This window comes from Agrobacterium salinitolerans (assembly GCF_027498475.1).
In the GTDB taxonomy this organism is placed as follows: domain Bacteria; phylum Pseudomonadota; class Alphaproteobacteria; order Rhizobiales; family Rhizobiaceae; genus Agrobacterium; species Agrobacterium salinitolerans.
The window spans coordinates 851,849-865,243 of the sequence record NZ_JAPZLN010000001.1; the positions used below are offsets into that span (position 1 = coordinate 851,849).

Below are 13,395 nucleotides of genomic sequence, written 5' to 3' on the forward strand. Positions count from 1 at the left end.
AACGGTCGTCTATTCGGCCGCCTCGCCTTTCAGCAAGGGCTCGGCCAGCGTCACGCTTTCCAGCTCGTAGGAATAACCTTCAAGCATCGTATAGGCTTGCTCGATCGCCTCGATCTGGATTTCGGCATTGCGGATGGCTTCGGCGATGGACTGGCTGCGGGCGCGCAGCATGGAACTCAGCACATCGGTTTCCGGCTTGCGGCCCAGACGGTCCATATGTTTGCGAACCCGGGTACGATGCCGTTCCAGCTCGAGAATATGGAAACGGCTTTTCAGAATATCGTCGGTCAGCTTGCGGCGCATGGCGGCCACGGGGTCGAAACTGCCGGGTTCGCGCTCATCCAGAATGAATTCATTCACCAGCGTTTCCAGCATCAGCAGGCCCTTGAGGTCCTTGGCGTCGGCAAGCTGCGGATCGTAGCCAGTATCGTCGAATACCTTGCGGCGCACCGGATCCTTCAGCAGCTCATAGGCCGTCTGCAGGCGCGCGAATTGCTCGCCATCGCCACCGCTGTCGGGATGGGCGGCCTTGGCCACCTTGCGGTAGGCCGACTTGATCGCCGCCTCGTCGGCATCGCGCTCCACGCCAAGCAAAACATAGGGATCAATCACAAAAACACCTTCAAACGCAAACTGTTACCCGCACGCCAACACCGCTCCCGTCTGGCACGCGGGCGGATCATAGGCCAATTCCGCCCGGCGCGGCACCCCGCCCCTGCGGTTAAACCGGCAAAGCCTACACAAAGCCTCGCGGCACGCCGCATCGCAACGGACGGAAAAGCCCTTGATGCCGAAATTTGTCCGACCCAAGGCGACTATAATGACAGGCGGGACAAAATTGTGGAAAGCCGTGCAAAACATGCCACACGGTTTTGCACAGCGCCTGCCGCAACCGGCCGGAAAACACCACCGGGAGAAGCGTAACAGGCGCGTTTTCAGGGGGTTATGGTGGAAAGACGCCAACGGGTGTAAGCTTGGCTTTTGGATTGGGAGGGAGGACGATCCGATGCCGCAAACGATTACCCAGACCGTCACGGACTATGTCCATGCCATGGCCTATGCGGATGAGAGCCTGATGCGCGACGTTTTCGATCCGCGCGCCAGCATCGTCGGAACCTTCGAAGGCGAAATCGAATGGTTGTCCCTGGAGGATTTTGTCGACCAGTTGCACAAAAGCGAACGCGGCCTGCCCGATCACGATCCCGCTTTTGAAATCATGGGCATCGACAAGGAAGGCGACAGCGCTTCTGTGAAGCTGACGACCCGTTTCGACGGTATGGATTTTTACGAATATCTCTCCCTGCTGGAACGCGACGGCAACTGGTTTATCGTACACAAGCTCTATCACATAAAGCCGTAGGCCTCGTCGAAACCGCCACCCCGCATTGTGCGCTTGCGCATTCTACTTGCAGCCGCGGCTCGCGATCCGGTTATTCTGCCGCTGAATGAACTAGAACAGGTCGCTGTAGATCGCCGTTATCCAGAGGGCGTTAAAGAAGAGCCAGATAACACCGAGCCACATGATTTTGCGGCTGCTATCGGTTCTCATCGCCACGACAGCAATCAGCAGACCGCCGACTATCCTTGCCAGATACCATGGCCCAAGCTGTTCGAAATGCTCCCTGCCCTTGATGTAGGTGTCCACCAGATCGAAGACGAACGAGGCGGCAAACAGGGCAAAGAACGCATGTCGCCTGCGCACGAAAAAACTTTCCCGTTCGGACAATTCCTGAATGTGATCGGGATAAAGCAGCGTCGACATCAAAAAGAAAAGCGACGTGTAGACCAGAACGAAGATGTATATCCAGAAATTCCAGTTCTGGATGAGCCGCAGCGCAAACTCCCACCACCAGAAATGGACAGCTCCAAGAAGAAGGGCAATCGACCATACGATCTGCGCATGCATACGGTCGGTTTTCTGCGGCTCTTGCAGCCTTCTGGAAAGTCCGGACAACACCCTGGTAATGGCCAGACCGAGGATGAGGCTTACCAATATCCGCAAATGACCATATGCATCCATTGAAAGCGCCCGCTGTTGCTCAACTTATCCGCCGAACAATATGCTTAAACCTTCGGGCTTTACAACTCTGGCGGACGCCCCACCCTTGCCGATCTCGCCTTATAGTGGGAAGGAGCGGCCTCCTGAAGCGAAAGTCCCGCGGGACTGGCAGGACGGAAGCCGCAAAGCCCGCCCGTCACGCGGCGCGTTCAAGCAAATAGATTTCAAGATAAAGGGATTGATTTTACTGGTGCCCCCGGCAGGGTTCGAACCCGCGACCCCTTGATTACAAATCCCATCGCATAATCAAGGATTTCAGGCGGGCGGCACCATGTTGGCTGTAAAATGCAGCCCATAAACGCCCAATATTTCCAGTTACGTCAACATCGAATTGTGAAATGAAATTCACAGAAAACGGCATCTGTGGATAAGCCGTTGACTCCCTCCCCGCCGATCCCATAATCAGCACCAGCGCTGGGCGGTGCGCTCCATGTCATGCGGCAAAACGAAACTCTGTCACCGGAGGGAAAGCCCGTGCGCACCGGAACCTTTGGATATCTCTACATTCAAGCCTACTCGATCACGGCCTTATTGCACGCCGTGTAATCGCAGCGCCGAAGTGGACCTATCAAAGATCAATCCGAATGAGAGTTATTTGAACCGCAGATTCGTCTGTAATCGATGTGGGAGACGAGGAGATTCCAAACTCAGCCCGCCCTACACCAACATGAGCAGGCCTTTTGAAGACCCGGAGGTGATTGCCGAGATGGAGCGCCGGAAGGTCGAGCTTATGGAGAGATACGGTTATGATGACCAGACCAATAAGGTCGGCCACGGCATTCATGAAAACCACTGATGCGATCATCCGGGCTGCATGAAGTGGAGAGGCTTTGGCTTCAGTCTTCCTAAGGCCGGCAATTCATCCTGATATTGCTTGGAAAACTATCCCAGGCGGAACACGTCTAAGGGGAATTAGCTTCCATTTCACTCAAGAACTATCCGCCGTGAGGCTCATTTACAACTTTCGAATATAAATTGCACGTTGTTGATGCGTCCAATCTGGAACTAAAAAAGAAATTGATTTAATGGGCTCCAAACATCACCTGCCAGCATCCTCGTACCGAGGCTGCCAGTGCAGAATATTTGGAGTCCGAGAATTGATTAACCAGTTCGTGTACAATGAAATCGACGCTTTATCGCTTTCTCGTCCAGATATTGAAGTCGCAGCAACCCCTCACTTTGCGCAGTGCGCCGAGGACGTCATCGTCCTTTCAATATTGCGCGCACTTGCGCAGCGCGAATCGTTCGATCTTAGCTCTCAACGATACTTGGAGATCGGGGCCAATCACCCGGTAGCAACTAGCGCGACCTATTTACTCCGAAAAGAAGCGTCCATGAGTGGCGTCCTCATCGAAGGCAATCCGTCTTTGATTGCCGAGCTGGAGAGGGCTAGGAGCGGCGATGTTGTCGTTAATCGCGCTGTGACGGCGAGATATGAGTCAGAGGTCAAGCTTTTCATTTCCAATCAAAGCGAGTTGTCATCGCTGTCGAAAGACTTTGTGGAAGATTGGCAAGAAGGAAGGGTTGGGCTCAAGGAAGTAGTCAGCATCCCAGCCATTCAAATAAATCAGATCTTTGAGAATTATTTCTCTGAGGTCCTGCCGCTATACATGTCTATCGATGTTGAGGGCATGGACTTGGAATTGCTGCAGGCGCTCGACTGGCATAGATGGCGTCCAGCCGTTGTGCAGGCTGAGCCGTCCGAACACTTCATCACCGATAATGCGGCGCAGATCACAGAATTCATGATTAGCGTTGGCTATACGCTGCTCGCTAAAACGAACGTCAACCTTGTATTTGTTGATAAGGCCAGAATTTTCTCAAAGCCAAACAACACAGAAGCTGCCCAGATTACATCCCGCAACTCATCTTCCTCACTGACCCCATCTATAGGTGTGGTCATGAGAACAAAGGATAGGGCGGTCTTGTTGCGCAGAGCTTTAGAGAGCGTAAAAAATCAGACATATCAGAACTGGCGGCTGGTCATCGTGAATGATGGAGGTGAAACAACTGACGTTGATTGGCTTGTCGAAAAGATATTCGCCGGCGACGACAGAGTCACGGTGGTTCATCACGATAGATCCAAAGGGATGGAGGCCGCATCTAATGCTGGCATCGCGACCCTGAGCACCGATTATGTTCTTATCCACGACGACGATGACAGTCTGGCTCCTGAATTTATGTCTTCCATGAGTGCCACTATTGTCGCAAAAAAAGCGATATTCCCTTCGATCAAGGGCGTAGTGTGCAGGCTCAATACGGTCTATGAGACAGTAACTGGCCACGAAATAACAATCGAGCGCATAGAGCCGTTTAAGTCATGGCATTCTGACGGTCTTGATGAGGGCTTTCTAAGCGTTCAGAAAATGATGGTCAGAAATCAATTCCCTCCGATCGCGTTTATGTTCGAGCTGGCGGCGGCCCGCGAACTTGGCCTATTTGATGAAAGCTTGCCTGTACTGGGAGACTGGGACTTTCACTCTCGTTTTGTTCTCAAGCACGATGTCTGGATTTTACCCGAGTATCTCAGTTTTTACCATCACCGCGTGTCCGCCACAGGTGCGATGGGAAATACGGTGCACGCTGGAGCTAGCCGTCACCGACTGTATTCGCAAAAAATTCGAAATGAGCTGATCAGAAAATCAGCCGGACCCGACGGCTCAAACCGGTTCTTGCTTACAATCCCGATGGAACTGCAAGAGCAGTCACAAGATCAATACGGTGGCGTATTAAGTCGTCTTCACACGCTGGAATCGATGGTTTCCCAGAAAGCTTCACGCCCGAAATGGCGCAAGAAGCTGTCTTCGACATTCAGGAAAGTCAGAAATTTCGTACTGAGACGGGGCAACTGAAATGACCTATGACATTGTTACATTCGACATTTTTGACACTCTGGTGCACCGGAGATTACGAGCCCCCGTGGACGTCTTTGAAGCGGTGCGGCAGTCCGCGCTTCAGACGCGGATTGCGCTGCTGAATCACGACATCATCTCCTCGTTTACCCATCATCGGATCAGGGCAGAAGCCGAGGCGAGAGAGATCATCGCATCAAAAACTTCGGGCGAAGGCGAGATTAGCTTCGATGAAATCTACGACAGATACCAGGAGATAACCGGCTGCTCTGCCGACGTTCGGCAAATGCTGCAATCGACAGAGCTCGCCCTTGAAAAAAGGTTCCTTTTTTCGAGTCCGAGAGGGATGGCGGCATTCAATGATCTAAGACAAAAATCCGAAAAAATTGCTTTCATATCGGATATGTATTTGCCAAGTGCGTGGCTCACTCAGACCTTAGAGGAAAAAGGTTTCGATGGCGCAGCCTCGATACCGACATTTGTTTCGGGCGAACACCGCAAGAGTAAGCATAGCGGTGCGCTCTACAAGGAAGTCGCGCTGGCTCTTGGCGTTCCTTTCTCGGAGAGGTGGATGCATGTCGGAGACAATGTCCACGCTGACATCACCAAAGCTAAAGAGCACGGCCTGAGCACCACGCACGCAGATTGGGCGAGAATTGACAACCGTCGACAGGTATCGGCGTTTCCGCAGCGCGAGTATCTGGCCCGTAGCATTATCGATTCAATTAATCTTTCTCAACTTAGCCACTTGGTTCCCGAGGGCGAGTACGAAGGGATTGGCTATAAGAGTTTTGGCCCGCTAATTTTCGGCTACATCGTATGGCTGATGTCCAAAGTGAGGGAAGCCAAGCTCGATCATTTAGTGTTTGTGGCCCGAGATGGATGGCTCCCTCGACAGTTGTTCGACGACTTGAAGCAGACTGCTGGCCTCAATCACACAACGACGTCGTATATCCACTTCTCGCGTAGGGCCGGGTACCAGATTGGCCTCCGAGAATGGGATATCAGCCAAGCCTGGGCAGCCTTCACAGGAAAAGTGTCGAAACCAATGGGCGAGTGCTTGGAAACCATAGGCTACGATGCAAAAGCTCTAGCCCCAACGCTCGAGCGCTTCGGGTTCGACGAAACCACAGTCGTTGACGAACCGAAAAGAGTGGCAGCTCATTCGCTAGTGACTACTACATTCCAGCACGGTTTGAGCAGGTCGTGTGCAAACAGGCGTCAGTTTAAGAAATACTTTGAGAGCCATTTCCAAAAGAGCAAGAAGACCGGCATTGTTGACATAGGGTGGAATGGAAACATTCAGCGCTACATAGTGTCAACGATCGCCCCAGAGATATCGAAGGAAGAGGTGATTGGTCTCTATATTGGCCTGCATTCATCTGCGACGCCAAATCGAGACATCGGCCTCAATATGTCCGGCTGGATGTCGAACTACGGCACGAACCAATTTGTCGAACAGTACCTTCAGTCTGGCGGCGTCGAGCTGCTTGAGTTCGCGTTAACTGCCGACCACGGGACCACTCTTGGATATCGTGAGGATGAAGACGGCACAATCGTGCCAGTACTAGAGCCGCTGTTGGATGAAGAAGCAGACTACCGCGAAAAGGCGATGAAGGTCCAGGAAGGCGTGCGGAAATTCGTCTCTGACCACGCCTATCTGTTGGAGATCTTCAGCCCAGAGATACTGTCGTCGACGGCATGGGTTTCACCGTTCGAAAGGTTGGTGACAGATCCTTCGCCAGATGAAATGAGGCTATTAGCTGGTTTATCTCATTCGGACACGGCGGGCGCTACGTCTTCACGGCTGACACTCGCCGCCAGACAGGACGATAAAACACGCAAATCGAAACGTAGATTGGCTCGCGCAAGACAAGATGCCTTTTGGAAAGCGGCATTCGACAAACTGAATAGCTAGTAGCACGATGCACCGCACCGGGTTTGCCGGAGGCCATTTGGTTTGAGTTATGCGGCCATGGCTGGTTCGTCCAGCATGGCGTAGTAGCGTTCTTCAGCCTCGGCTGGCGGTATGTTTCCGATGGGCTCCAGAAGTCGTCGGTGGTTGAACCAGTCGACCCATTCCAGAGTTGCGAATTCCACCGCTTCGAAGTTCCTCCATGGTCCGCGCCGATGAATGACCTCGGCCTTGTAGAGACCGTTGATCGTTTCGGCGAGGGCATTATCATAACTGTCGCCGACACTCCCGACAGAAGGCTCGATGCCAGCTTCTGCCAGCCGCTCGGAGTACCGGATGGACACGTATTGAACGCCCCTGTCCGAATGGTGCACGAGCCCACCGCCATGAACGGGACGCCGATCATGAAGTGCCTGTTCAAGGGCATCGAGGACAAAGCTCGCATGTGCCGTCCGACTCGCCCGCCAGCCAACGATGCGCCGGGCAAAGACGTCGATCACAAAGGCCACGTAGACGAAACCCTGCTAGGTCGCGACATAGGTGAAGTCCGAAACCCACAGCCTGTTTGGTGCTGGGGCTTTGAACTGGCGGTTTACCCGGTCAAGCGGGCTCGGGGCTGCCTTGTCCGAGAATGTCGTGCGGACCGGCTTTCCTCGAATGATCCCCTGTAGGCTCATCGACCTCATAAGCCGAGCGACCGTGCAGCGGGCGATGTCGTAGCCTTCTCGCTGCAATTGCCGCCAGACTTTACGCACGCCGTAGACCTGGAAGTTCTCATTGAACACCCGGCGTATCTCGATCTTCATGCCGATATCGCTGCGGGCGCGAACCGACAGGCGGTCCACATCCAGGCGCTTGGCGACGTTCTCGTAGTAGGTTGATGGGGCAATCGGCAAAAGCTTGCAGATCGGCTCGACCCCGAACACGCTACGGTGTTCGTCAATGAACGAGATCATCGTTTGAAGGGGCGGTCGAGCTCCGCCATCGCGAAATAAGCAGACGCCTTGCGCAAAATCTCATTGGCCTGACGAAGCTCGCGGTTCTCCCGCTCAAGAGCCTTCATCTTCTCGGCCGCGTCGCTCGGCAAGCCTGCTCGTTTGCCGCTGTCGACCTCGGTCTTCTTCACCCATTCATGCAGAGTGGCTGGCGAGCAACCGATCTTGCCCGCAATAGATGAAACGGCTGCCCACCGCGACGGGTGCTCTGCCTCGCGATCAAGCACCATACGGATGGCGCGTTGGCGGACTTCAGGTGAAAACTTGTTCGTTGTCTTGCTCATATCGGCTCCACTCTCTCAGAAGTTGGAGCCTCCGGCAAACCCGGGGCGGTTCACCCGAGCGTTATAGAAAACACCCGAGATCACATCTTTGGACGTCTGGTATACGCCAGCCTCCGGGTCTTTGCAGACGTCAGTGTAGACGGTTGTTTGACCGCTGATGCGATATTCGAAGATGACTTCTATAATCGAAGGGTCTTCCGACGGATCCCAGGCGAACCGGAGAACTGGCGTCTGGAACCCTTCGGCGCCCTCGATCATGCCCGTTTCGATGCCGAAGTTCTGGACCGTGGTCAGGATCGATGGATTGACAGGAGGCGTCGGCGGGATAACCACCGGCCCGGGATCAATCCTGCCATCGTCGTAGATTTCGGCACTGACCTCTGAGAGCCTCAGCGTGATATTGAAACTCTCGTCACACTGCCATTCCGAGATCATCCATGTGCGACCGTTCCAGACGATCCATTCGCCCTCCTGCACCTTCAGGCTGACGCGCAGGCTGACAGGCAAGGAAGCCGTGCCGCCCATGCGGTTCTGCCGATACCGGATCGTCAGAAGGTATTGAGCGATATCGGGGTCGGTGACCTGAAGGAAGTCATTGTTGGTCTGCCTATTACGACCGTCGGCGGCCACATCTGCATTCGAATAGACCGGCTTCAGACTCTGCGGGTTCCACTGATCCTCGATAGAAAGGAACTGACCTGATAGGTGGTTGTAGCGCTCGAAAGCAGATTTGCGGAACTGGTATTCACTGTCGCGGCCTATATCGAGATCATCCTTGGTGATCCCAAGAACCGGGATTTGCGGTGTGCCAGCTATGACACCGGACAAGCCGCGACGGTTCAGGCCATAGCCTGCCATCGCATCTTCGAACTCTTTCAGAACCTCTGTGTGATCATCAGCACCACTGACCCAGACGCCGCACTCATATGTCGGCTTTCCGGCTTTAATCGTGTCGCAGACGTTCATCGCCACCTACAGGCGAGGATACGAGGCCGGTCTGGCAGCGGCCACGGCTTCCTGCGACCCCGTCGCCTATCTTCGACATGGGGAACAGACCTTTGTCCAGAATGTGCCGTTCGGCGCGATGTGGATCAGCGATAAGGATGATCCTCGCGCGTTCCCCGTTTATGACCGCCCACAGGAACCCGCACCATCCGTGGCCGTGAAGGCGGAACAGCCGGAAGGAACCGTGGGAGAGATGACACCCGGCAGGGCTATCTATTTCCTCGAACGGTTTAAGCGCGAAGAAAAGATGCTTGGACCGCATGAGCAATGGGCGCTCGACTTCTCCATCGCGGCCCTCTCCGCACAGGTGCAGGACGCGGGCTGCGAAATCTGCAACGGTACAGGCAAGGAAGCTCGCCACCAGATTTGCCGTGATTGCGATGAGACCGAACCGTCCGTGACCGTGAAGGCTTTGGAGCTGAATGGTGTGCCCGATGCTCTCGCCTACGGCAAAGGTGTATGGCGGACATGCACAGGTTGCCATGAGAGCAACGAAGGATATCCGACGGGCCCGTTTAGCGACACGCTGAAATGCCATCTCGGCGGTGGCTGTTTTGAATGCGGCGGCATTGGCGCGGTTTGGGACACGACCGACTACGAGGACATGGGCAACTATATCGCCCTTTCCGCACAGGTGCAGGACGTGGCGGAACGTCAGCCCCGCGTTGAAGCCGGCAGTAAGCTTTTGGATATCTCTCAACGCCTCATCAAATGGGACACGGATTTTCCCGTCAACTGCTGAAACGGTTACGCCGGCCTGAAGGAGCTGGATAAGATCATAGCCGATGCGAAGGTCGCCGTTCACCAGGCGGGCGCGTCCTACGACGATGAATTTGGAACTAATCATCCTCCCGCAAAGGAGGGCCACAGCGATGAACGCTGACCAACTCCACATTCTTCAGCATTCTCTCGGCCTCGACGAATATGGGCGAGGCACGTTCTATCGCAACCACTTCGTGACCGGTGAGGGCAGCGCGGATCATTCCAACTGCGTGGCGCTGGTTGAGGCCGGCTATATGGGCGTTCGGAAGCGCCATCCCCTTGCTGGTGGCGATGACGCTTTCTGGGTCACGGAAGCCGGGAAGCGCGCGGTTCGCGAGCATAGCCCGACGCCACCAAAGCTCACGCGCGGGCAGCAGCGATACCGGGATTGGCTCGACTGCGACGGGAGCATGTCCTTTATCGAATATGTGAAATTGAAGTCCGCCCAGCGCCGTCAGGCAGGTGGTGCGGCATGAGCCCAACGCGACCAGCAATGCGGTGGCACGGCGGCAAGTGGCTGCTTGCTCCATGGATCATCAGTCATTTTCCTGATCACCGCACATATGTCGAGCCTTTTGGCGGCGCCGCATCAGTGCTGCTGCGAAAACACAAATCATATGCCGAAGTATACAACGACCTCGATGACGAGGCCGTAAACCTGTTTCGCGTTATGCGATCCGACCGCGCAGGCGAACTCGTTGAAGCGCTTCGGCTTACTCCATTCGCTCGCACAGAGTTCGCGCTTGCGTATGAAAAGCACGACGATCCGGTAGAACGGGCTCGTCGCCTGGTGACGAGGTCATTCCTTGGCTTCGGTGGTGATGCCGTCAAAAACAGGACCACGGGCTTTCGCAACGATAGCAACCGAAGTGGTGGGCCGCCGGCGAAAGACTGGGAGAATTATCCCGATTGTCTGCCTGCGCTGATCGAGCGGTTGCGTGGCGTCGTCATCGAGAGCAGGCCAGCCGAATACGTCATCGGGAAATTCGACGGTCCTGAGACGCTTTTTTACGTCGATCCACCCTATGTCCACAGCAGCCGTGACCTGGGCGGGAACGGCAAACTACCTCGACACACGTACGAATTTGAGATGACCGATCATGACCACGTTCGGCTGCTTGAGCAGTTGCGCGCAGTAGAGGGTATGGTGGTTCTCTCCGGCTATGCCTCCGAGCTTTATGACGACGCGCTTTCTGACTGGAAGCGGGTGACACGCACAACGCTGGCGGACGGCGCCCGCACTCGCACAGAGGTTCTTTGGGTTAACCCGGCCGGCAGAGATCGTCTCGACGCTATCCAGATCCCACTGCTCATTGAAGGTGTCGCATGACTGACCTTGTCGCAAAAACGAAGCCCATCAAGCTAACATCGATGGACATCCGAAACGGGATGTCAAAGCGCTGGGCGGAACCTGAATATGCCATCATGTGGGAAGTTGCCGACGCGACTGGATCGGGATCTCGCCGTTATGCGGACGCCGTCATCATGTCGCTTTGGCCGTCTCGCGGTCTGGAGTTGCACGGCGTAGAGATCAAAGTCACCCGTTCCGATTGGAAGCGTGAGGCCGCAGATCCGAGAAAAGCGGAATCGGTCGCGCAATACTGCGATCGCTGGTTGATACACACCGCGCCTGGCGTCGTGGATGATCTGTCCGATCTACCGCCCCAGTGGGGGTTGCGCGAATTCGATGGCCGGTCATGGAAAACGATCCGCGAGGCAGAGAAGAACAGCCCAGCTCCGATATCGCGCGGCTTCCTTGCAAGCATTTTGCGTCGAGCCGATGGCGCGATGCGACTTCTTGTCAACGAGGCGACGAAAGAGGCGCGGGCGCGGGTTGAAGAAGAAATCGCGAGAAACCGTGAGCGCTATAGCGACGAGCTGGAACGGGCGGTTCAGAATAGAACCGCCACGCTGAGGCTGCATCGAAAAATATCGAACTTTTCGCCGCTGCCTTTGGTGTCGATCCGACCAACGCATGGCGGGATGATTTCACTCGGCTTGGTAGGGCTGCTAAAGCGCTCAGCGAATGCAATGTGACAGGCTATGGCCACAAGCCACTTGCCCAACGTCTGCGCGCTGCTGCCGACGAGATCGACGCAATTGACGCGATGATCGCGCCCTGTGGAAACAATGTGGACAACCTTCCATGAGCAGAGCCCGCACTTACACAAAATCCGAAATTGCGGATGCTGCGTCAGCTGCAGCAGCGCACAATGTCCGGGTCATCATGCACCCGTCAGGCGAGATCGAGTTCGCCCCCAAGAGTTTCGCTGTTGTCGATCGTGAAGATGATGCCGGTGAGAAGGCTTAGAGGGACTGGGAAAATGGAAGGAAAGCTGGTGGGCGTGCACGAGGTTAAAGCCAAACTCGCTGATGGCTCGACGGTCACGTACTACTACGCATGGCGCGGAAAAGGCGCGCCGCGCATGACTTCGAAGCCCGGCACGAAGGCTTTCACTGCCGAGTTTATCCGGCTGACAAAACATAGGGAAAAGTTCACCTATCAGGGTACAGTCGGATCCTTGATCGCCGACTTCCGCGCGACCGCGAAATACAAAAAACTCGCGGTCACTACCCGGAAAGACTATGAACGCATGAAGCAGGAAACGCTTCATCGAGTGGCGAGCACCATGAAGGACGCCCCTCGCTCTGCTGACATGCATCTGGGGCTGCTGGCGCGCGTATTCGCATGGGCCAAGGATAATGAAATCATCCTTCGCAATCCTCTTGAACGCGTCGAGCATCTTCACGAGGGCACCAGGCGCGATTGTGTTTGGACCATGGACCAGATCAACACGGTGCTGACTAAAGCGGCGCCACACATCAGAAACGTGGCGTGCATCGCCCTGTGGACCATGCAGAGGCAGGCTGACATCCTCACGATGCCCATGATCGCGTTCGATGGACAACGCGTCTCGATCAAGCAGGGAAAGACGGGTGCGCGCGTGCGCATTACAGCCGCCCCTGCAATCCTGCCGATATTGCAGGACGCCAAAGACAGCGGCCGCCAGCGCGTGCTGGTAAACTCCTTCGGCCAGAACTGGACGGCCAGCGGTTTCAAGTCATCCTGGCGCAAAGAGATGGCGCGACTGAAGATCAAGGGCGTCACGTTCCACGACCTGCGGGGCACGGCCATTACCTACGCATACGCGCACTTGAACCGCTCGCATGAGGATAAGGTACAGCTAATTGCGGAGATCTCGGGCCATTCTCGGGAGGAGGCTGAAGGGATTATTCGGCGTCATTATCTTGCCGGACAGGAGGTCATTGACGCCATCAGCAAGGGAACGCGCTAGCAACAAAATGTAAAACGCGCGGCAGGCTGTAAAATGGATGTTGTTGAGATTTCGCGTAAATACTTGATTCAAAAGCGAAAAACTGGTGCCCCCGGCAGGGTTCGAACCCGCGACCCCCTGATTACAAATCAGGTGCTCTACCAACTGAGCTACAAGGGCAAGCCAGTGCCTTGCCAACTATCAGATTCTGACTTGGTGTAAAGCAAAAACTGACGCCATGGCATCGA

At 55.1% G+C, this 13,395-nt stretch carries 12 protein-coding genes, 1 tRNA gene, 1 pseudogene and 1 other annotated feature; of the genes and pseudogenes, 9 read left to right on the forward strand and 5 right to left on the reverse strand.

Going from position 1 to position 13,395, the window contains the following annotated elements:
* Positions 1-9 precede the first annotated feature (9 nt).
* Positions 10-612: a J domain-containing protein gene (locus tag O9X91_RS04190; RefSeq protein ID WP_077981744.1), complete on the reverse strand. Its 603-nt coding sequence runs from the start codon at positions 610-612 to the stop codon at positions 10-12.
* 394 nt (positions 613-1,006) lie between these two features.
* On the opposite strand from O9X91_RS04190, the gene O9X91_RS04195 reads away from it, so the two are divergent.
* The gene (locus O9X91_RS04195) at positions 1,007-1,360 is read left to right on the forward strand and encodes a nuclear transport factor 2 family protein (protein ID WP_142911510.1); all 354 of its coding nucleotides are present in this window, start codon (positions 1,007-1,009) and stop codon (positions 1,358-1,360) included.
* 90 nt (positions 1,361-1,450) lie between these two features.
* Here O9X91_RS04195 and O9X91_RS04200 read toward each other — a convergent pair whose 3' ends face one another.
* Positions 1,451-2,020, reverse strand: a complete 570-nt coding sequence (locus O9X91_RS04200; protein ID WP_077981742.1) for a hypothetical protein — start codon at positions 2,018-2,020, stop codon at positions 1,451-1,453.
* Between the two features lie 634 nt (positions 2,021-2,654).
* On the opposite strand from O9X91_RS04200, the gene O9X91_RS04205 reads away from it, so the two are divergent.
* From O9X91_RS04205 to O9X91_RS04215, 3 genes are all read left to right on the forward strand, one after another.
* Positions 2,655-2,855 carry a hypothetical protein gene (locus tag O9X91_RS04205; protein ID WP_142911511.1) on the forward strand — a complete coding sequence of 67 codons (201 nt, stop codon included), beginning with the start codon at positions 2,655-2,657 and terminating at the stop codon, positions 2,853-2,855.
* Between the two features lie 301 nt (positions 2,856-3,156).
* Positions 3,157-4,911, forward strand: coding sequence for a glycosyltransferase (locus O9X91_RS04210; RefSeq protein WP_161596339.1), 1,755 nt, complete (start codon positions 3,157-3,159; stop codon positions 4,909-4,911).
* Between the two features lies 1 nt (position 4,912).
* Positions 4,913-6,829 carry an HAD family hydrolase gene (locus O9X91_RS04215; protein ID WP_142911513.1) on the forward strand — a complete coding sequence of 639 codons (1,917 nt, stop codon included), beginning with the start codon at positions 4,913-4,915 and terminating at the stop codon, positions 6,827-6,829.
* A gap of 47 nt (positions 6,830-6,876) precedes the next feature.
* Here O9X91_RS04215 and O9X91_RS04220 read toward each other — a convergent pair.
* Positions 6,877-8,105: pseudogene (locus O9X91_RS04220) on the reverse strand (IS3 family transposase).
* Positions 7,708-7,824 (reverse strand) — a sequence feature (AL1L pseudoknot). (Overlaps the previous pseudogene by 117 nt.)
* A 15-nt stretch (positions 8,106-8,120) precedes the next feature.
* Positions 8,121-9,071 (reverse strand): hypothetical protein, encoded by a 951-nt coding sequence (locus O9X91_RS04225; protein WP_269833460.1) that lies wholly within the window; start codon positions 9,069-9,071, stop codon positions 8,121-8,123.
* Here O9X91_RS04225 and O9X91_RS04230 point away from each other — a divergent pair.
* The 5 genes from O9X91_RS04230 (at position 9,055) to O9X91_RS04250 (ending at position 13,168) form a co-directional block, all read left to right on the forward strand.
* Positions 9,055-9,852: a hypothetical protein gene (locus tag O9X91_RS04230; protein ID WP_269834281.1), complete on the forward strand. Its 798-nt coding sequence runs from the start codon at positions 9,055-9,057 to the stop codon at positions 9,850-9,852. The genes O9X91_RS04225 and O9X91_RS04230 overlap by 17 nt on opposite strands.
* A 130-nt stretch (positions 9,853-9,982) precedes the next feature.
* Complete coding sequence (locus O9X91_RS04235) at positions 9,983-10,348, forward strand: hypothetical protein (protein WP_269833458.1); 366 nt, start codon at positions 9,983-9,985, stop codon at positions 10,346-10,348.
* Complete coding sequence (locus O9X91_RS04240; protein ID WP_269834282.1) at positions 10,345-11,202, forward strand: DNA adenine methylase; 858 nt, start codon at positions 10,345-10,347, stop codon at positions 11,200-11,202. The genes O9X91_RS04235 and O9X91_RS04240 overlap by 4 nt, the downstream gene beginning before the upstream one ends.
* Entirely contained in the window at positions 11,199-11,909 is a 711-nt protein-coding gene (locus O9X91_RS04245) for a hypothetical protein (RefSeq protein ID WP_269833456.1), read from the forward strand. The genes O9X91_RS04240 and O9X91_RS04245 overlap by 4 nt, the downstream gene beginning before the upstream one ends.
* Before the next feature lie 245 nt (positions 11,910-12,154).
* Positions 12,155-13,168, forward strand: coding sequence for a site-specific integrase (locus O9X91_RS04250; protein WP_269834293.1), 1,014 nt, complete (start codon positions 12,155-12,157; stop codon positions 13,166-13,168).
* A gap of 83 nt (positions 13,169-13,251) precedes the next feature.
* Here O9X91_RS04250 and O9X91_RS04255 read toward each other — a convergent pair.
* Positions 13,252-13,327 (reverse strand) — tRNA-Thr (locus O9X91_RS04255).
* Positions 13,328-13,395: the final 68 nt, after the last annotated feature.

Bases quoted from the DNA above. Each gene is read 5' to 3' on its own strand.
- O9X91_RS04195 (WP_142911510.1), top strand. From the start codon at position 1,007: ATGCCGCAAACGATTACCCAGACCGTCACGGACTATGTCCATGCCATG.
- O9X91_RS04200 (WP_077981742.1), bottom strand. From the start codon at position 2,020: ATGGATGCATATGGTCATTTGCGGATATTGGTAAGCCTCATCCTCGGT.
- O9X91_RS04215 (WP_142911513.1), top strand. From the start codon at position 4,913: ATGACCTATGACATTGTTACATTCGACATTTTTGACACTCTGGTGCAC.
- O9X91_RS04225 (WP_269833460.1), bottom strand. From the start codon at position 9,071: ATGAACGTCTGCGACACGATTAAAGCCGGAAAGCCGACATATGAGTGC.
- O9X91_RS04235 (WP_269833458.1), top strand. From the start codon at position 9,983: ATGAACGCTGACCAACTCCACATTCTTCAGCATTCTCTCGGCCTCGAC.
- O9X91_RS04240 (WP_269834282.1), top strand. From the start codon at position 10,345: ATGAGCCCAACGCGACCAGCAATGCGGTGGCACGGCGGCAAGTGGCTG.
- O9X91_RS04245 (WP_269833456.1), top strand. From the start codon at position 11,199: ATGACTGACCTTGTCGCAAAAACGAAGCCCATCAAGCTAACATCGATG.